Source organism: Zobellia russellii, from assembly GCF_018728565.1.
Taxonomy (GTDB): domain Bacteria; phylum Bacteroidota; class Bacteroidia; order Flavobacteriales; family Flavobacteriaceae; genus Zobellia; species Zobellia russellii.
Map to the genome: position 1 here is coordinate 21,673 of NZ_JACSOI010000004.1, position 21,096 is coordinate 42,768.

General features: G+C 39.9%; 14 protein-coding genes. All 14 read left to right on the plus strand.

What is annotated here, in order from left to right; genetic code table 11:
• Positions 1 to 18 precede the first annotated feature (18 nt).
• The 14 genes from H9565_RS10835 to H9565_RS10900 all read left to right on the plus strand — a co-directional run bounded on the left by H9565_RS10835 (position 19) and on the right by H9565_RS10900 (position 21,089).
• Complete coding sequence (locus H9565_RS10835) at positions 19 to 1,539, plus strand: sulfatase family protein (protein WP_215439530.1); 1,521 nt, start codon at positions 19 to 21, stop codon at positions 1,537 to 1,539.
• A 27-nt stretch (positions 1,540 to 1,566) separates the two neighbouring features.
• A complete protein-coding gene (locus H9565_RS10840) occupies positions 1,567 to 4,386 on the plus strand; it encodes a heparinase II/III domain-containing protein (protein WP_215439532.1) in 2,820 nt (939 codons plus the stop codon).
• 79 nt (positions 4,387 to 4,465) lie between these two features.
• On the plus strand, positions 4,466 to 5,824 hold the full coding sequence (locus H9565_RS10845; protein WP_215439534.1) for an alpha-L-fucosidase: 1,359 nt from the start codon (positions 4,466 to 4,468) through the stop codon (positions 5,822 to 5,824).
• 245 nt (positions 5,825 to 6,069) lie between these two features.
• Entirely contained in the window at positions 6,070 to 8,397 is a 2,328-nt protein-coding gene (locus H9565_RS10850) for a heparinase II/III domain-containing protein (protein ID WP_215439536.1), read from the plus strand.
• Positions 8,398 to 8,403: 6 nt separating this feature from the next.
• Positions 8,404 to 10,233: an arylsulfatase gene (locus tag H9565_RS10855; RefSeq protein WP_215439538.1), complete on the plus strand. Its 1,830-nt coding sequence runs from the start codon at positions 8,404 to 8,406 to the stop codon at positions 10,231 to 10,233.
• Between the two features lie 99 nt (positions 10,234 to 10,332).
• Positions 10,333 to 11,091 carry a DUF6250 domain-containing protein gene (locus H9565_RS10860; protein ID WP_215439540.1) on the plus strand — a complete coding sequence of 253 codons (759 nt, stop codon included), beginning with the start codon at positions 10,333 to 10,335 and terminating at the stop codon, positions 11,089 to 11,091.
• Positions 11,092 to 11,106: 15 nt separating this feature from the next.
• Positions 11,107 to 12,315 (plus strand): DUF4861 domain-containing protein, encoded by a 1,209-nt coding sequence (locus tag H9565_RS10865; protein ID WP_215439542.1) that lies wholly within the window; start codon positions 11,107 to 11,109, stop codon positions 12,313 to 12,315.
• Positions 12,316 to 12,321: 6 nt separating this feature from the next.
• Positions 12,322 to 13,635, plus strand: a complete 1,314-nt coding sequence (locus H9565_RS10870) for a sugar porter family MFS transporter (protein WP_215439544.1) — start codon at positions 12,322 to 12,324, stop codon at positions 13,633 to 13,635.
• Between the two features lie 19 nt (positions 13,636 to 13,654).
• A complete protein-coding gene (gene kduI, locus H9565_RS10875) occupies positions 13,655 to 14,485 on the plus strand; it encodes a 5-dehydro-4-deoxy-D-glucuronate isomerase (protein WP_215439546.1) in 831 nt (276 codons plus the stop codon).
• Between the two features lie 32 nt (positions 14,486 to 14,517).
• A complete protein-coding gene (locus H9565_RS10880; protein ID WP_215440172.1) occupies positions 14,518 to 15,282 on the plus strand; it encodes an SDR family oxidoreductase in 765 nt (254 codons plus the stop codon).
• Between the two features lie 34 nt (positions 15,283 to 15,316).
• A complete protein-coding gene (locus H9565_RS10885; protein ID WP_215439548.1) occupies positions 15,317 to 16,792 on the plus strand; it encodes a sulfatase-like hydrolase/transferase in 1,476 nt (491 codons plus the stop codon).
• A 24-nt stretch (positions 16,793 to 16,816) separates the two neighbouring features.
• Complete coding sequence (locus H9565_RS10890) at positions 16,817 to 17,686, plus strand: AraC family transcriptional regulator (RefSeq protein WP_215439550.1); 870 nt, start codon at positions 16,817 to 16,819, stop codon at positions 17,684 to 17,686.
• A 263-nt stretch (positions 17,687 to 17,949) separates the two neighbouring features.
• Positions 17,950 to 19,566, plus strand: coding sequence for a sulfatase family protein (locus H9565_RS10895; protein WP_215439552.1), 1,617 nt, complete (start codon positions 17,950 to 17,952; stop codon positions 19,564 to 19,566).
• A 197-nt stretch (positions 19,567 to 19,763) separates the two neighbouring features.
• The gene (locus tag H9565_RS10900; protein WP_215439554.1) at positions 19,764 to 21,089 is read left to right on the plus strand and encodes an L-fuconate dehydratase; all 1,326 of its coding nucleotides are present in this window, start codon (positions 19,764 to 19,766) and stop codon (positions 21,087 to 21,089) included.
• Positions 21,090 to 21,096 lie beyond the last annotated feature (7 nt).

Genomic DNA, 21,096 nt, shown 5'->3' on the forward strand with positions numbered 1-21,096 from the left:
TACAAATATGACCCTATTATGAAAAGTAAAATTATTGTCTTGGTTATTACCCTATTGCTATTATCTCCAGACACAAGTTTCGGATTTCAGCAAGCTTCGAAAGTTAAAAATACCAATCTAAATTTAAAGAAGGTAAAAGGGCAAAAGAAACGAAATGTAATTTTTATCTTAACTGATGATCACCGCTATGATTTTATGGGATTTACGGGTAAGGTGCCGTGGCTAAAGACACCTAATTTGGATAAGATGGCAACGGAAGGCGCACATATGAAAAATGCCTTTGTTACTACTTCCCTGTGTTCGCCCAGTAGGGCCAGTATTCTAACTGGTGAATATTCGCACGTACATACCATAGTAGATAATGTAGCACCAAATCCAGGGAACTTAACATTTTTTCCTGAGTACCTTCAAAAGGCAGGCTATGAGACGTCCTTTTTTGGTAAATGGCATATGGGAGATCACAATGACAGCCCCAGACCCGGTTTTGATCATTGGGAAAGTTTTGCTGGTCAGGGGGATTACTACGGTCCCAACCTTAATATAAATGGAAAAAATACCCAATATGATAAGGAGACCTACGTAACGGATCTATTAACGGAACACGCAGTTGATTGGTTGGATAACAGGGATACAAAGAAACCATTTTTTATGTATCTCTCGCACAAGGCTGTTCACGCCACGTTTAAACCCGCCAAACGACATGAAGGTTTGTATGCCGGTAAAAAAATAAAGAAACCGGATTCCTATACGCAGACTATTGGTAGTGCCTACAAGAAGTTGAACTGGCCGGAATGGGTCAAGAAGCAACGGGATAGCTGGCATGGAGTGGACTATATGTACCACGGCAGGGCAAAAGGAACTTTTGATGATTTGGTACAACGCTATTGCGAGACTTTAATGGGGGTTGATGAAAGTGTGGGTACCGTTATGGACTGGCTAAAAGCCAATGGCCTTGATGAATCTACAATGGTCATTTATATGGGAGATAACGGGTTTAGTTGGGGCGAGCACGGCCTCATAGACAAACGTCATTTTTATGAAGAATCGGTTAAAGTTCCTATGCTGGTACGTTGCCCGGAAATTTTTGAAGGCGGGCAGACTATAGAGCGTATGGTGCAGAACGTAGATATAGCACCAACTATTTTAGAGTGTGCCGGTTTGGAGAAACCTGAATATATGCCGGGTAAATCATTTGTGCAATTGCTTAAAGGTGATGAGAACAACTGGCGCGATAAAATATTCTATGAGTATTACTTTGAGTATGATTTTCCCATGACGCCTACAGTTTTTGGTGTTCGTACGGATAAGTACAAATACATACGCTACAATGGCATTTGGGATACGAACGAACTCTATGATATAGAAAACGATCCCAATGAAATTGTCAACCTTATTGATAAGCCTGAATTACAGCCCATGATTAAAGAGTTTGCCAATAGTCTGTACGATTGGTTAGAGGATAGCAATGGCATGCAAATACCTCTAAAAAGGAACGTCTACCATAGAATTGGTGATTATGAGCACCCCAATCAATATTAATTCAAAAAGCTATTGAGGAGGGCAAGAATGAATCAGAGAAAGATGATGAAGAAAATGAAAAGGAAGAATGTATATTTTTTGGTCTGTTTGCTATTGGCTTCGGCTTTAGTAGAAGCGCAAACAGAGGATCATCCCAGAATTTACGTTACCGATCAAGAAAAAGAAGTTTTTGTACAATCGGTAGAAAGTGTTGCGTGGAAAAAGGAACTAGTAGACAAAAAGAAGGAGCGTTTAGAAGAGTACATTGCGTATTGGGAGAATGACCCGGAATGGTTGGTTTCACGGCTTCAGATGAACTGGAACACCAAACACGATAAGGTATATTTAAAAGGAGGCAATTTTTCACATTCTGAAGGAAAGGCACCTGTGGCTACGGTCAGATATTCTGGAACAAGAGATTGGGCAACAGATTATGTGCGCCCAAAACTGGAAGATGTACCGCCTTATTTTGATGATTCTCGCGGCTTGTTTTTAAAACATAAACAAACTGGAAAAATGGAGTGGGTGCACCCTTCTAAATCCGGTTTTGCCATTGATAAGATAAACGAGCAAATTATGGGGCTTGTGGCGGATGCCGCCTTTTTTTATTGGCTTACAGGGGAACAGAAATATGCCGATTTTGCCGCACCCGTTTTCTTCACCTATATGGAGGGAATGTATTATAGGGATGCTCCCATAGATTTAGAAAAATCAGAGCAGGATAATATTTCTGGTCTTGCCACTTTTGAGGTCATTCACGAAGGCGTTGTAATCTCGCTAGTAACTACTTATGATTTTCTGTACGGTTACTTTAAGGCGAATAAAAAAAATCTGGATACTTCGGTGGCCGTATTTCAAAAATGGGGAGATCAAATCATTAAAAAGGGAATTCCTGATAACAATTGGAACCTGTTCCAAGCAAGGTTTCTTACCTATATTGGTTTGGTACTGGAGACCAATCAAAATTATAAAAACGGAAAGGGGCAAGAGTATTATTTAGACCATACTTTCAATATATCTACAGATCGGCAAATTGCCATTAAGGAAAGCCTTCTGGTATACGATCAGGAAAATGCTATGTGGCCGGAGTGTGCATCATATTCCGTTCATGTTATTACTACCTTTTTACGCATATTCACAGTATTGGACCATGCTATGAACGCCAATGAATTTGCTAATTATCCCATGGTAGAAAGGGCTGCGCTGGCATCTTTTCAATACTTGTTTCCTAGCGGGTATATGGTTGGTTTTGGCGATTCGCACCATAAAACACTTCCACCTGAAAATTTTGAACTTTTGGTAGCCAATTATAAAAAGTACGGGCAAGAAGATAAAGAGAAGCTGATATCCGGACTCCTTTCCCAAATGATAGAAAATGGGCAGTATAACCGGAAGGGTAAAGATTTTTTTGAGTTGTTTTTCTATGTGGATAAGTTGAATGAAAATGGAACAAATGAGGATCTGCAGACGGATACGCTTGTTTCTCCAACTTTCTATGCACCTAATGTTAGTATGCTTAACCAACGCATGGGAACAGGAAAAAACGCTGTAATGGCTTCTGTTGTAGGTTCTTTTGGAAACCATGCCCATGCCAATGGAATTTCACTGGAATTGTATGCGAACAATTATGTTCTGGGTACGGACATGGGGCGCGGACCTAGTTATTGGCATGAAGACCATAGGGATTTCTATTCGCGTTTTCCCGCTCATAATACGGTGGTAGTAGATGGTCAATCGGACTATGCGGCCATGCGTACTTACTTTCCATTTCAACTGGATAATGTATTTCCTAATTCGGGCGAAAGGCCATCTTTTGATAAGGTTACTTTTTCTAAAGTATCCTTTGTAGAGCCTAAGACGGTTTCCGATCAGCAACGTTTTACTGCGCTCATAGAATCAAAAAATCAAAAACCCTATATCATTGATGTTTTTCGTTCTAAAAAACAAAAGGAAGGAAAGCAAAAGCATGAGTATATCTATCATAACCTAGGGCAATCTTTAGAACTTTTAGATGATAAAAATAATATACTAAATACAACACCTACGGATGAACTGTCTTCTAAGAAAGGAGACTTAAAAGGATATGATTACTTCACGGACAAAAGTAAAACGATTAACTCGGGAGATATTCAGGCTGTTTTTAAACTGAAGAGTGGTGAAAATGCCCATAATATCATGAAACTATGGGTGAAGGGAAGCAAGAACCAGACCTTATATAAAGTCAATTCGCCAAAATCCAATGCCCTTAGTGCAGGTACCGCTCCTAAAGAAGTTCTGGAAAAGGCCATACCTACCCTAATTTTAAAAAGAGAGGAAGCGGCTTGGGAAAACCCGTTTGCTGTAGTGTTTAATCCGTATATGGAGGAGGATAACAATCCCATTGCCAACGTGACTTTTTCATCTTTGCCAGAATATCCCAATACACAGATTATTGATGTTCTATTGAGCGATACATCTACCGTAGATCGTACCGTTTTAAACACTTCGGAGAGCGATGTGGCATCTAAAGAAGGTTTTTATCAGAAAGGACTATTGTCCACACTACGGTTGGCCAACAATAAGGCCGATATTGAATTTATGTTTTTATCGGGTATGGAAAAATTTGAATCGCACGGTTGGGATATCGTCTCATCCGGCAGGCCATTTTCCTTCACACTGGAAAGAAATACAAATGGTTACGTCATTAGCAATGACAACCCAATAACCATCAATATGCCTTTGTCAAAAGAAGGGGCAGAGCCACAAATACAATTGTACGAAAACGGTAATCTCGTAGCAAGTAGAAAGGCAACGGTTAACAGAAACAACCCGTGGCAAGTGGTGTTTAAGCTGTCTAAAGGGTATGACAAGGTTTTGATTACCTACTAAATCATGATAGCTAATCCGAACCAAAAGTAACAAGAAGTAAAATTATCTATTAGAACCAAGTAAACTTAACAACTAGAAAATGAAAGTAATAGTAAAATCAATTTTGTTCACATTCGTAGCCATGTGTACAACAGGGCAAGGAATGGCCCAAGAGAAGGCAAAAGAAGAATTATCCGATGATGAGCGTATGGAATGGTGGCGCGATGCCAAATTTGGAATGTTCATTCATTGGGGAGCTTACTCCATAATAGGCGGTGAGCGCGGAGAGCAAATTGCCGGTGGTGGTGCGGAATGGGCCATGGATAAATTAGACTATACCATAGAGGAGTATGAAAAGTTTCCTAAGATGTTCAACCCCCGATTGTTCGATGCCGAAGCATGGGTGAAAATGGCCAAGGATGCCGGAATGAAGTATATTGTTCTGACCTCCAAACACCATGACGGTTTTTGCCTTTGGGACTCGGAAATTACGGACTATGATATTATGGATACCGCTCCCTTTAAGCGCGATATCGTAAAAGAGCTTTTAGAAGCCTCAAGAAAACACGGTATTAAATTTGGCCTGTACCATTCCATAGTAGATTGGCACCATCCACAGGCACAAGGAAATCTATACCCCAATTACAATGCGGGCCAAAAGGACCAGACTGTTGTAAATCCGGAATTTCCGGAATATTATAAAAACTATCTAAAACCGCAGGTAAAAGAATTATTGACCAAGTATGGGGATATTGACGTGGTTTGGTTTGATGGGGATTGGATTGCCGATTATACTACCGAAATGGGGAAGGACATGTACAATTTCATTAGGGAAATCCAGCCTAATTCCATAATCAATAATAGAGTGGATAAGGGTCGAAAAGGTATGGAGGGTATGGACCGGGAAGGAAATTTTGCTGGTGATTTTGGTACGCCAGAACAGGAAATTCCAGCTACAGGAATTGCAGAAGATTGGGAGGCCTGTATGACCATGAACAGAACTTGGGGCTACAAACCAGATGATACCAAATGGAAAAGTAGCGATGACCTTATTCAAAAACTGGTAGATATCGTCTCAAAAGGAGGTAATTTTTTGCTGAACATAGGACCTGATGGGTATGGTAGGTTTCCTTCGCAAAGTATTAGAAGATTAAAAGCCATGGGCGAATGGACAGATGCCAACGGAGAAGCACTTTACGGTGCTACCGCCAGCCCATATGATATGCCGGAATGGGGAAGGTACACCAAAAAGGATGGTGTAGTATATGCGCATGTTTTTGATTGGCCGGAAGATGGAAAATTGGCAATTCATAAAGATATCAAACTAAAAAAGGCATCTGTACTGGTAGCTCCCACTTCGGAAATTACGTCAGAAAAAACATCCAAAGGTACTACGCTACAACTACCAAAAGATGCTCCGGATGAATTTGTAAGTGTCATTAAATTGGAACTACGCTAATTCAATTGGAGTACGTAATGCTTCGTGCTCAATGGGCGCCGGTTCTAAACTAGAAATAAATCTGAAGGGATGAAAAAGGCTCTAGACTCCCTGAATACGGCTAATGGGCTATAATTTATAGCTCCTGCACACTATATTATATAATAAACAGCCAAGAACCGATAACATTGTAATGTGATTGGTACTTGGTTTTTTTTAGAGCGAATAAAACCATTGAAATAGTTTGGCCAAATAGTGATAATGAAATGATGAAAAGAACACTTCTATTTATTTTTCTTGCTTTGCAGTTTATTGGGAATGCCCAAGAAAGGAACTATCTTCTTCATTCAGATGCCAATATAGAGCGACTTAAGAGCCAGATTTCGCTAAATGAAGCGGTTCGAGAGAGTTGGGAAACGCAATATAAACAAGCTGAGAAACTTCTTAAGAAAGACCGGTTAAAGGCTGCCGATTGTCAATTACTCGGGCTGGCCTACCGTATGACGGGTAAATCAAAATTTGCCGAAGCAATAAAGGCAATTTTAATCGATTACACAAAGAGGGATACTTGGGAGAGTAAAACGCTTCTTAGTAGAACCCCAAAGTGGAAGGGCGGTTTAAAGACGTCACATACAAGTTTTTACATTGCTATTGGATATGATTGTATCTATAATTTTTTAAAGGAAAATGAACGACAGGAAATAGCTGAGGATTTTGTTAGGGTAGGAATAACACCTGCTCGAGAAGACTGGCTGCTTCCAAACACTGACTTCCATACCTTCGATACCATGGGACATAATTGGTGGAGTGCCTGTGTGTACATGGCCGGTTTTAGTTCCTTGGCCATTAGAAATGAGATTCCAGAAGCCCAAAAGTGGGTAGAAGAAATTGCGGATACGGCCAAAGAATGGATAGATTATTCTGGTAGTGTACTTCAAAACAAGCCTCCTACTTTTGATAAGGATGGTGGGTTTTATGAAAGTATCAACTATGCTTCTTATGGAGTTTCTCAATATTTACTGTTCCGCTATGCGTTTCAATCGGCCTTACCAGAGGTAAAGCAGGTAGAGCTGCCTATTCTGGATAAAATAGGAGATTTCTTTATACAGACCAGTTATTATGTTAAGGACGATAAGGTCATGTCGGTCAATTTTGGAGATTCGTTTATCAATAAAACGGGGAATAGCTGTGTAACTCTCCTATGGAATTTAGGCTATACCGCTAATAAATATGCATGGTATATTGATAAAGTAAGTCAAGGAACGGACAATGAAGGGATGCAATTGGAAACGCCCAATGGTTTATTGTTACACCCAAAGCTACCTAAGTTAGCTGATGATTTTGTTCCCGATTTAGCTACATCACATTTGTTTAAGGACATGGGCTGGGCAACCCTTCGCAATTCTTGGGAGGATAATGCCACCATGCTTGCGGTAAAGTCAGGTTTTACTTGGAACCATGCCCATGCCGATGCCGGTTCTTATATTCTGTTTCATAAAGGAAAGAACTTGATAATAGATTCGGGAAATGCCTCTTATTTGAGTCCCCTTTACACGGAGTACTACTGCCAAAGCGAAGCCCATAACGTGGTAATGTTCAATGGCGAGGGGCAAAATCGAAAGGATATATATTTTGGTGTAACAAACCAAGGAGCGCTCCATAATTTGGTGGAAGGCAAGAATTTCAAATACCTTTTGGCCAATGCCACTGGCCCGTACGCCCATATATTGTCTCGCAACTATAGAAATTTTGTTTGGGTAGGCGATGTTATTTTGGTCATAGATGACCTCTTGGCCCATAAGCCGGGTAAGTTTGAGTGGCTACTGCACTATAACGGCGAATCAGAGCTAAAAGGAGGTATTGATTTGACTATAAAGGAAGACGATGCCAAGGTTCTGGTTCGTCCACTTTATCCAGAGACTTTTCCACCAGGAGGTGAACGCCCGCATGATTTTCCCGAACATATGCTGCTCACGGAAAAAATGGGCTATGAAGACCATCACCCCGAACAAACTAAACCGTATTGGTCCATCAGTCATTTTGAAGAAACGGCGCGGACCAAATTTGTATCTGCTATTATTTTGGAAGATGAGGAAAACAAAGACAACCTTCCCGTTATAGAACGTTTTGAGGGCATAGATTTTCTAGGTGTTTCCATCTCCCAAAATGGTAAGACCACAGAAGTGTATTTGAATCTGTTGGCAGATGGGCGATTAAAACACAGGAACAGTGTTATTGATATGAACGGATGGCAAACAGATTCATATCTCACCGTCCTAACCTTTAAGGAGGGTGCGGATAAATCCAACATAGAAAATATAGAAGAGCTTTTTATTGGGCACGGTAGTTACTTGAGAAGAAATGGAAAGACATTAATGCATTCCCACTCAAAATATACGGCATTGGTTGAGGATTTTAATTCGGAAAATTTAAAAGTTGAATTTCAAGGACAGGTCAATACCACGCTCAGCATCCATACCATAAATGCATCAACTACAGTAGATATAGACCAAAATGTAGAAGTCCAAAGTTTTGACCGGAACCTAGATATAACGCAACTGAAAATCACGGAACAGGTTAAGAAAATAAAATAAATTTTCATGATATCAATTCAGAAGAGAGAATTTAGACCTTTCATAAAAAATACAAGTGTAGTATGGTTTCTATTCTTTTTGGTCCAGCTAGGATATGGTCAAAAAAAGGAACAACCCAATGTAATCCTGATTTTGGTAGATGATCAAGGGTATGGAGATATCGCTGCATTGGGTAATCCATATATAAAAACACCAAATATAGATAACCTTCATGCCACAAGTGCGCGCTTTAAGGATTACCATGTTAACCCAACTTGCGCACCTACGCGAGCTGCTTTGCTAACAGGACATAACGCCAATAGAACTGGGGTTTGGCATACAATCAACGGGCGTTCTTTATTGTTGGAAAGAGAAACCACTATGGCCCAAATATTTAAGGAAAATGGGTACGTGACCTCTATGTTCGGCAAATGGCATTTGGGTGATAATTATCCGTTTAGACCTCAGGATAAGGGATTTGATGAGGTTCTGAGTCATGGCGGTGGAGGTATGGAGCAGACCATGGATTATTGGGACAATGATTATTTCGACGATATGTATGTTCACAATGGGGAGCTAAAAAAATATGAAGGCTATTGTACGGATGTTTGGTTTAATGAAGCCATAAAATATATTGATGCGAACAAGGACAAACCTTTCTTTTGCTATTTGCCAACCAATGCGGCTCATTCCCCTTACTTTGTGGAGGATGAATTTTCAGCACCCTATCAAGATAATGAGAATATTCCGCTGCCCGCCTTTTATGGTATGATAGCCAATATTGACAAGAACATTGGCAAGCTAATACAATACTTAAAAACCTCCAATACACTTGATAATACCATCATTATTTTTACTACGGATAACGGTACGGCCCAAGGAGCAAGGGTAGAAGGGCACCGTTTGGATGGTTTTGTAAACAAAGGCTACAATTCGGGCATGCGCGGTGTTAAGGCCAGTAAATATGAAGGCGGTCATAGGGTACCTTTATTTTTACATTGGAAAAACGGAGGTATTACAGTAGGAAAAGATATAAAGGAGTTAACCGCTCATTATGATGTATTACCCACACTTGTTGATTTATGTGATTTAAAGACCAATCCGGAGATTAAATTTGATGGGCAGAGCCTTGTTCCTTTATTGAATGATGACAATAGTGATTTTAAAGACCGAATAGTTATAACCAATTCCCAACGTACCGAAATTCCCGAACCTTGGCGGAGAACCTCCCTTATGCAAGGAAAATGGAGGTTGATTGATGGGGTAGAACTTTATGATTTAAATACAGACCCAGAACAGCGCAATAATATTGCCGACCAACATCCGGAAAAAATAAAGGAATACAAAGCCGCCTATAACGAATGGTGGAATGATTTGGCTCCTGGATATAAAGATTTACCCCGTATAATTGTTGGTCATGAGGCCGAGAATCCTGCAAAGTTGTATTGCCATGATTGGCATACAACAGGAGATAGTCCCTGGCACCAGCGCCATATCCGAACCGCTTATATAGATAATGGACATTGGGCATTGAAAATTCACGAAGCAGGCACTTATGAGGTAAAACTTCGTAGATGGCCAGAAGAAACGAAATTGGCATTGAATGCCAAAGCTCCCGTTAGACCTGCTATTCCGGGAACTAGTGTTAGTAAAAGTAAACCCAGTGTTGCTTTAAATATTGAAAAAGCAAGGTTAAAGGTACAGGATTATGATAAGACCGTACCTGTAGATCCAACTCAAGAATATGTACAGTTTACGGTAGATTTGGAACAGGGAGAAGCAGAATTGCAGACTTGGTTTACATTGGATACAGAAGACACTTTGGGCGCTTATTTTGTTAGTCTGGAGAAATTGTGAGGAATTAGAGCTTGTTTTTTCTATTTTGTGCCTCTAGATTTTGCTGACCTGTTAGATATAGGTTGGCCAGGTTACAAAATGAAGAAGATATAAAGAACTATGAGTAGAAGAGCAAAAATTAAGGTAGTGTTGTCAGCTGTGTTGGTATGGGGTATGTGTTTGTCCGTCATGGCACAAGATGAGTTTGTTAAAATTAATGACACCCTTACGGCAAAAGCAAGTTTAACCTATTTGGATTCCTTTCAACTAGGATTGGAAAACTGGGAGGTAGAGCAAATGCCAGGAGGTTCTGTACAAGTAAATGAGGGAAAACTAGAAATCACGGATGTTTCCGGTTGCACCATTTGGTTAAAGAAAAAGTTGGAAGGCCCATTAATGATAACCTACGAAGCTTATGTGATTGATGAAGGGGGACCACAAGATCGGGTATCCGACCTCAATTGCTTTTGGATGGCACAGGATACGGAGCATCCTAATGATTTATTCGTGAATTCAGAGAACCGGGGAGGAAAATTTTCCAATTATGATAACCTTCGGTTGTATTATATGGGTGTTGGCGGACATGATAATTCCAAAACCCGTTTCAGAAGGTATATGGGTGACGGTAACAGACCCTTGTTACCAGAACATGATTTTACTCAAAAGGAATATCTGATTAAACCCAATAGGAAAACTAAGATCAAAATTGTAGCTTACAATGGAATCATCCAATATTATAGGGATGGGGAACGTATCATAGATTTTTACGATCAAAACCCTTACACAACAGGACATTTCGGTTTTAGAACGGTCAACAATCATATGACTATAGAAAACTTTAAAATCTTTAGTCTAAAGAGTGAGGAAATAGCGAAGTAACACAAAACAAAAAACATGAAAATCAACTTAACTAACCCTTTAAACCTTGCGTACCTAACAGTATTCTGTTTGCTGGCATCCTGTGAATCTGGCACTAAAATTAAAACGGTATCCGTAGAAGTAAAAAACGACCTTAACTTTTCTAGGAGTGAAGTCGTGGGCGCAAACGTTTCTGACTTGTCCGCTGTTTTAAACAATAATTCGGAAAGCAATATTCGCGTCAAGAAAGTAGGTGATCAAGAATACTTGCGTACTCAATGGATAGATAATGATCAAGACGGAACAAATGATGAATTGCTTTTTCAGGCCCATGTACCAGCTAACGGTACGGCTGAATATGTAATTCTTGTAGATAGTGTAACTGCTCCTGCAGAAAGTAATGTTATTGCCTATTCGCGTCTAGTTCCGGAAAGAACGGACGATTATACGTGGGAGAACGATAAAGTAGCTTTTAGAACTTACGGCCCCACTGGGGAGAAAGAAGCATTGGCGGGTGTTCCTGGAAGTACACTTTCCAGCGGAATAGATTTATGGTTAAAACGTACGGATAAGGCTATTATAAATAAATGGTACAAGGCACATATGACCAACCCAGGTTCTTACCACAAAGATCACGGTGAAGGCTATGATCCGTACCATGTTGGAAGTAGTAGAGGAACAGGAGGTATTGGTATCTGGGAAAATGATAGCCTTTTGGTTTCCAATAATTTTACGGCATCCAGAACATTGGCCGCGGGTCCGTTACGTACGGTGTTTGAATTGGACTATGCGCCATGGAGTCCGTATGGTGTAAAAGAAACCAAACGAATCACACTTGATTTAGGTTCCAATTTTTCTAAGTTTGATGTGAGCCTTTCTTCGGATAAAGAGGTTCCAAATTACACGGTAGGTATCACCCTGCACAAAAATAAGGGAGAAGGAGCTGTAAATAAAGAAAAAGGTTGGTTCCGTCATTGGGAAACCATAGACAGTTCAAAAGTAGGGGAAGGTATTGTTATTGACCCTAAAATCGTAAAGGATGCCATTATCCATAAGTCAGACGTGGTAGACCAAAGTAACCTTTTAGTTATAACCGAACCTCAAGAAGAACTAACTTATTATGCCGGTTTTGCCTGGGATAAGAGCGGACAAATTAGTTCTTTAAAAGACTGGGAAATCATGTTGGAAAAGCAATCTCAAATTTTGGCCGATCCCTTAACTGTAACCATACAACCAACTAAATAAAACACTATGCAAACCAAATTACTTTTTACGTCTTTTGTTGTGGCCCTGGCCGGATTTTTGTTCGGTTTTGATACCGTGGTTATTTCAGGTGCCGATCAACAATTACAGACTTTATGGGGTACGTCAGACCTTTTTCATGGTACGTTCATCATGTCAATGGCATTATGGGGTACGGTATTGGGAGCTATTTTTGCTTCAATTCCCTGTGATAAAATAGGAAGAAAAAATACCCTTTTATGGATAGGTATACTCTACTTTATATCGGCATTGGGCTCAGGCTTGGCAGATGATCCTTATTTGTTTTCGTTTTTCCGTTTTCTAGGAGGTCTGGGAGTAGGGGCATCTACTGTTGCCGCGCCAACCTATGTTTCTGAAATCGCCCCGGCCAAGAGCCGTGGTAGATTGGTGGCATTGTATCAATTCAATATTGTTTTCGGAATTTTAATCGCTTTTGTATCCAATTATTTATTGAAAGATTTTGGGTCTGAACCTTGGCGTTGGATGATTGGTATAGAAGCGCTTCCTGCCTTAATCTATACCATTGCCATGATAGGCGTTCCAAAAAGTCCGCGATGGTTGTTAGAGAAAAAAAATGATTTGGAAGCGGCAAAAAGAATACAATTGGAACTCACGGGAACCGAATTGGATGAATCTGTCATAGCACAATTAAAAGAGGAACAAACGGAAAAATCCACACTGTTTGTCAAGAAATATAAATTCCCGTTAATGCTCGCATTTTTGATTGCTTTTTTCAATCAGTTGTCCGGTATTAATGCCTTTCTTTATTATGCACCGCGAATATTCAGTTCGGCAGGTTTGGGAGAAAATACTGCTTTGCTAAGCAGTATTGGTATTGGTGTAACCAATTTGGTTTTTACGTTGTTGGGGCTTTACCTCATTGATAAAGTAGGCCGTAAAGTACTCATGTACATTGGCTCTATTGGTTATATTATTTCATTGACCATGGTAGGTGTGGCTTTCGCTTTAGAATGGGAAGGTCTTATGGTTCCTATTTTTCTGTTCCTCTTCATAGCTTCACACGCCATAGGCCAAGGAGCTGTAATTTGGGTTTTTATATCCGAAATATTCCCGACCAATTTACGTGCACAAGGGCAGTCTTTTGGTAGTTCCACCCACTGGGTACTGGCTGCATTAATTACGCTTTTTATGCCAATAGCCATGGGTAGTTTTGATAACCCAGGAATAGTGTTTTTCTTTTTTGCAGGAATGATGGTACTGCAATTGCTGTTCGTCATATTTATGATGCCAGAAACCAAAGGGAAGACCTTAGAAGAACTACAAAAAATGATAACAAAATAATTAAATCTAAAATTTAAACATGGAAGTTAAGTACGCTGTGCATCCGGAAGATGCCAAATTATACGACACACAGAGAATAAGAAAAGAGTTTCATAGTTCGGACCTAATGGGTGAAGATGCCATTAAAATGATCTATACACATTACGATCGTTTTATCTATGGCACCGCTTTTCCAAAATCCAAGAGCCTTTCATTACCAACTTATGATGAGTTGAAAGCCGATTATTTTTTAGAGCGAAGAGAATTGGGAATCATCAATGTTGGTGGTAAAGGTACCGTAACCGTAGATGGTGAAGTATTTGAACTTGGAAACTTAGAAGCGTTATACGTAGGTAAAGGTTCAAAAGAGGTGAGTTTTGCAAGTAAAGATGGTTCTGATGCTGCACAATTCTATTTGAACTCAGCTCCGGCGCATAAAGAGTATCCAACTAAAAAAGCTACACAATCAGATGCCAATATAGTAGAATTGGGTGCAGTAGAAACTAGTAACGAAAGAACCTTGTACCAGTACATTCACGAAGACGGTATTCAAAGTTGCCAGTTGGTAATGGGGTATACTGAGTTGAAGAAAGGTAGTGTTTGGAACACCTTTCCACCGCACACCCATGAGCGTAGAATGGAAGTCTATTTCTATTTTGATATTCCAGGAGACAACATTGTAATGCACTACATGGGGCAACCACAGGAAACGCGCCATATTGCCATGAAAAATTTTGAAGCCGTAGTTTCACCACCGTGGTCTATTCATTCCGGTTCAGGTACTAGCAACTACCGGTTTATCTGGGGAATGGCAGGAGAGAACAAAGCCTTTACGGATATGGATGGGGAGCCTTTACAGGGGGTACTTTAAAATTATAATAAATACAAGGACGAACGAATATGATATTGAACAAGTTCAATTTAAAAGGAAAAACGGCTTTAGTAACCGGTTGTAAAAGAGGTATTGGTTTTGCTATGGCAGAGGCATTGGCCGAAGCGGGTGCGGATATTATTGGTGTCTCCGCAAGTTTGGAACTTTCCGGTTCTAAAATTGAGAAACGAATAACCGAATTGAATAAAAACTTTAAAGCCTATCAATGCGATTTTAGTGATAGAAAGGCGTTGTACGCTTTCATTGAAAAAGTAAAAAGTGAAAACCCTAAAATTGATATTTTGGTAAACAATGCAGGCACCATTTTAAGACAGCCTGCTGCCGAACACACAGATGAGTATTGGGACAAGGTCATAGAAGTGAACCAAAATGCCCAGTTCATCCTGTCTAGGGAAATAGGCAAGGAAATGGTAAAGGCAGGAAGGGGGAAGATCATCTTCACAGCTTCTTTATTGACGTTCCAAGGCGGAATTACCGTACCGGGATATGCGGCTTCAAAAGGAGCTATAGGTCAGTTAACCATGGCCTTGTCCAACGAATGGGCATCCAAAGGCGTACAGGTCAATGCCATTGCTCCGGGATATATTTCTACGGATAATACAGAAGCTTTGCGAAATGATGAAGACCGTAGTAAATCAATATTAGGAAGAATTCCTGCAGGGCGATGGGGAGAACCGGAAGACTTTAAAGGACCTATTGTTTTCTTGGCCTCAGAAGCTTCTAATTATATGACAGGAACCGTAATGCTGGTAGACGGCGGATGGATGGGCAGATAATTGTAAACAGGATTTTTCTCAAATATAGTGCAGCATGAAAATGAATAACAGGAGTTTTTTATGGGTTTTCTTCATGGTGATTATTTTATCGTCATGTAAAAGCGAAGAAAAAAAAACGGAGCCTAAAAAGCGGCCAAACTTTCTTTTTGTTTTGGTGGATGATCAATCACCTTTTGATTTACAGGTGTATGATCCAAAGTCCATATTAGAAACTCCTGTTATTTCAAAACTAGCCTCCGAGGGCACGGTTATAGAAACTGCTCACCATATGGGCTCAATGAACGGTGCGGTGTGCACGCCATCTCGACATATGATTATGACGGGGCGAACCCTGTGGCATTTACCACCCAGTGCAGAATTTCAAAAGAATACGGCTCCACATGAATTGGATAAACAAACTATTGGGGCTGTTTTTAATAGGGCAGGTTACAACACTATGAGAACCTGTAAAAAAGGAAACTCATATCCTGGGGCCAACGAGCAGTTTACGGTTGTTCATGATGCCACAAAAAGAGGTGGAACGGAAGATACCGGAAGTGCCTGGCACTCCAAACAAGTTTTGGAATATTTAGGGGGTCGAGAGAGAGATAAAGAAGAAAATCCATTTTTCATTTATTTCGGATTTTCCCACCCACATGATACTCGAGACGGTACTCCAGAATTATTGGAGAAATATGGGGCGGTCAATCATAAGGACAAGAATAGTCTTCCTCCGGCTAATGATAAACAGCCACCACTTCAAGCTAATTATTTAGAAGCACATCCTTTTTTTCATGGTCACCCAGAGCTTCGTGATGAAGAACGGGTGAGTGGCGTTTGGAAAAATAGAGATGAGCAGACCGTTAGAAATGAGTTGGGTAGGGAATATGCCTGTTCAGAAAATATAGATATTCAGTTAGGGAAAGTGCTCAAAAAACTAGAAGCTATGGGTGAGTTGAACAACACTTATATCGTTTACACTTCCGATCATGGAATGTCTATAGGAAGACACGGGCTTATGGGGAAACAAAACTTATATGAACATACATGGCGTGTACCCATGATTATTAAAGGCCCAGGACTTCCTTCAGGTAAGCGTACAAAAGGGAATGTTTATTTATTAGATGTCTTACCTACGCTATGTGACTTAGCAGGTATAGAGATTCCAGAAACGGTAGAAGGAACAAGCTTTAAGCCTGTTTTGGAAGGTGAAAAAGAAACTGTTAGGGATGTGTTGTACGGAGTATATTGTGGAGGAACAAAACCAGGCATGCGTACGGTGAAAAAGGACGACTGGAAATTAATCAAGTATGATGTAATGGATGGTGCAGTGCGCGAAACACAACTATTTAATTTGGCTGAAAACCCGAATGAATACATAAAAGAACATAACAAAGAAGGCGAAATGCTAACTAATTTGGCAGATAATCCTAAATATGCGGATAAACTAGTAGAAATGGAGGCCTTGTTATTGGCAGAAATGGAATCACATGACGACCCTTATAGATTATGGGACCAGCAAACGAAATAACCTATTTGTATTAATTAGTGGTACATGAAACTTCAATTATTAAATAGGGCATCTGTAGCAGACCGGTCGTTTTCGGTCAGCCATAATCAGTACCCAAATTTTTTAAGAGTTTGGCATTACCACCCTGAGATTGAATTGGTAGTAATTCTAAAAAGTTCGGGCACACGTTTTATAGGAGATAGTATTGAAAAATTTCAGGAAGGGGAAGTAGTGCTCATTGGTAAAAATGTCCCACATATGTGGTTGAACGATGAAATCTATTTTCAACGGGAAAGCACATTGGAAGCTGAGGCTTTCGCCATTCATTTCACTAGGGGTTTTTTAGGAAAAGGATTTTTTGAAATACCCGAAATGAAACAGGTTTCTAATCTTTTGATGAGGGCGGATAGAGGCGTCAAATTCATGGATTTGAGCAGACAGCTGGTAAAAAGAATCACAAATCTTATAGAATATGATTCAACTACCAGAATTTTTAAGACCATTGAAATTTTATCGGATTTATCAAAGCACGAAAGCTATCAACTGTTATCAAGTAGAAGTTTTGTAACCGCTTTTCAGAAGGCGGATAATCTCCGGATGGATAAAATATATGCGTACGTATTTGAAAACTTTAATGATGGCATCAGTGCCAGTGATGTAGCAAAAATGACCGGTATGAATAAATCGGCATTTAGTCGGTTTTTTAAGAAAGTCCATAAAAAACCTTTTACTAGATACCTCAATGAGATAAAGGTAGGTTATGCTTCTAGATTGCTTTTGGAAAACAAAGAAAGCATTACATCCATTGCGTATTTATCAGGATTTAATAATATCTCCAATTTTAATAGGCAGTTTAAAGTTATTCATGGTATGGCTCCATCCGCATATTTAAAATATCATACTTCAAACGACTAGAAAATGCCATTTCATGCTAAAAAAGTATTAGGAATAGTGTTTTTTTTGGTAGTTGGCCACATAAGAGATTATTAGTTTTATCCGTATTAGAATATCAGCAAGAAACATCTTATCAGTTAAAGTACTCAATTCGTTCTTTTAATAGGTATTCCCTATTCTTAGGCTCGGTTTAAATCGATTTCTCTCTAAAATCTGACTACTAGATATCTAGAGGTACAGCTGCATTAGGAAAGACACAGAATATTTTACTTAAAATTTAAAAAATGAGTATACATCCATTTGAACATTTTCGATCTGGAGCAAAAGTCTTTTTAATGGGTGTTCTACTTTTCTCATTATCCATGGGTGCTCAGAACATCCAAAAACCCAATATCATTATTGTTTATACAGATGATCAAGGTTATGGAGATGTAAGCGCGCTTAATCCAGATGCTAAATTCCGAACGCCTAATATGGATAAATTGGCCAATGAAGGTATCATCTTTACGGATGGGCATAGCAGTGATGCGGTATGTACACCCTCTAGATACTCTTTGCTTACTGGACGTTATAGTTGGAGAACCTCTTTGAAAAAAGGGGTTCTTGGAGCTGATGGGCCTTGTTTGATTGAAAAGGATGGGATGACTATCGCTTCTTTACTTCAAGAAAACGGCTATAAAACCGCTATGATCGGAAAGTGGCATCTTCAAATGGAATTTGAAGGGAGCTTGGGAAAAAACCGTGATTGGTCAAAACCCTTTACAGACGGCCCCATAGAGAAGGGATTTGATTATTATTTTGGTATTCCAGCCTCTATGAATTACGGCGTTTTAACCTACTTGGAAAATGATAAGGTGTTAGACCCTCCTGTATTATGGACGAAAAAGAAAGGGGACAAGAACCCTAGAACGTTTAGTGATACCATTAATCCAAAAGGGTATAGAATGACACCTCCATATAGAAGTACGCGTAAAAAGGGTACCAGTGGCTGGGTAGAAGTGGCTCCTTCATTTAATGATGAGTTAGTTTTAAAAACATTTGCAGATAAAGCGGTTGATTACATTAGCGAATCTGCTGCAGAGGCAAAATCCGGAAAGCCGTTCTTTTTGTATTTGCCATTAACTAGTCCGCATTTACCACATTGTACGCATCCTGATTTTCAAGGGCAGAGTAATTGTGGAAATTATGGCGATTTTATGGAAGAAACCGATTATAGAATCGGGCAAGTTCTAGAGGCATTAAAGGCAAATGGAATTGAGGATAATACTTTGGTTATTTTTTCATCGGATAACGGCGCGGAGACCAATTACGTTTATCAGCGAGAAAAATATGGACACTATAGCAGCCTTAATTTTAAAGGTGGCAAGCGTGATATTTATGAAGGTGGACATCGGGTTCCTTTTCTTATGCGCTGGCCCAATGGCATACAAGCAGGGACAAAATCTGATGTGCCCGTTTGCCAGACCGATTATTTGGCTACTATTGCCGACATTCTTGGAGTAGAACTTCCTGATAATGCGGGAGAAGATAGTTATAGTTTGTTACCCATATTACGAGGGGAGCGTTATGATAAAGCGGTAAGAGGAGCTGTAATTCATCATTCCGCTTCCGGGCATTTTGCATTAAGGGATGGGAAGTGGAAACTAAACATGTTTCGGGGTTCTGGCGGTTCTCTGAAACCTAAATTTATTGAACCCAAGAAAGGTGAAGCTATATATGAGCTGTACAATATGGAGGAGGACCCAGGAGAAACAACAAACCTTTATTTTAAAAATCCGGACGTAGTAAAAAGACTTACTCAGAAAATCGCCAAAATTATTGAAGAGGGTAGGACTACAACAGGTACTCCTCAATCTTATGTAAAAGAAGGTTGGGACATGCCTGATTGGATAAAGTCATAACTCAAAATAGGATAAATAGGTAAACTACAAGACCATTTAAGACCAGTAAAAGAAAGTGGGGCGTCTATTTTCGATAGATAATAGGTATAAAAATTAGACATATAAACGTTCAGGCAAAAAAAGTATCACTATAGGTAGATTATATGGTGGTTTTGAAGAAAGTGAAGTTTTAAGTTTGTACCGTTAATAAAGAATTTATGTCAAGTAAGATAACAATTACGGGGGTCGAAATTAAAGATGTCCGTTTTCCAACAAGTAAGTCTCTAGACGGCTCTGATGCTATGAATCCTGACCCAGATTATTCTGCGGCCTATGTGATTTTAAAGACCGATTCGGACAGCGCACTAGAAGGGCACGGATTAACATTTACCATTGGTAGGGGTAATGAATTATGTGCTGCAGCCATCCAATCTTTAGCTCCTCTTGTTATTGGCAAAACCCTAGAAAGCTTTACAGCGGATATGGGCGCCTTTTGGAAAATGATTACAGGCGATAGTCAGTTGAGATGGTTGGGTCCTGAAAAGGGTGTAATTCACTTGGCAACCGGCGCCATGGTAAATGCTGTTTGGGATTTGTATGCCAAAGCGGAAGGCAAACCTTTATGGAAATTATTGGCGGATATGACACCCGAAGAGTTGGTACGTTGTGTAGACTTTACGTACATAACAGATGCGGTTACGCCAGAAGAGGCCTTGGCGATGTTAAAGGATAAAGAAAGCACCAAACAAGAACGTATAGCCAAATTAAAGCAAGATGGTTACCCTGCTTATACAACTTCTGCAGGATGGTTGGGCTATTCGGATGATAAGATGCGCAGGCTTTGTAGAGAGGCAAAAGCAGCAGGCTTTGACCATATGAAAATAAAGGTAGGTTCGGATTTGCAAGATGATATGCGCCGTGCCGCGATTATTCGTGAAGAAATTGGTGATAATCTTCGGTTGATGATGGATGCGAATCAAAAATGGGATGTAGATGAAGCTATTGAGAATATGGCCGAACTGAAAAAATTCAACCCGTATTGGATTGAGGAACCTACAAGTCCTGATGATATTTTAGGTCATGCCAAGATAGCCAAGGCAGTAGCGCCAATTAAAGTAGCTACGGGAGAACACTGCCAAAACAGGGTCATGTTCAAACAGTTGATGCAGGCCAATGCCATAGAAATATGCCAGATAGATAGTTGTAGGGTAGGGGGCGTCAATGAAATATTGGCCATTTTATTCATGGCGGCAAAATTTAATATTCCGGTTTGTCCGCATGCTGGGGGAGTGGGACTCTGTGAATATGTGCAGCATTTGTCAATGATCGACTATATTGCTATAAGCGGTTCTTTAGAAAATCGTATTATTGAGTTTGTAGACCATTTACACGAACATTTTTTTGATCCGGTAGTGATTAAAAATGGGGCTTACATGCCGCCAAGTATGGCTGGTTATAGTATAACTATGAAGCCGGAATCCCTAGCGGAATATAGCTTTCCTAAGGGGAGTTACTGGGAAAAGGAATTAACTACAATAACATAGATTATTT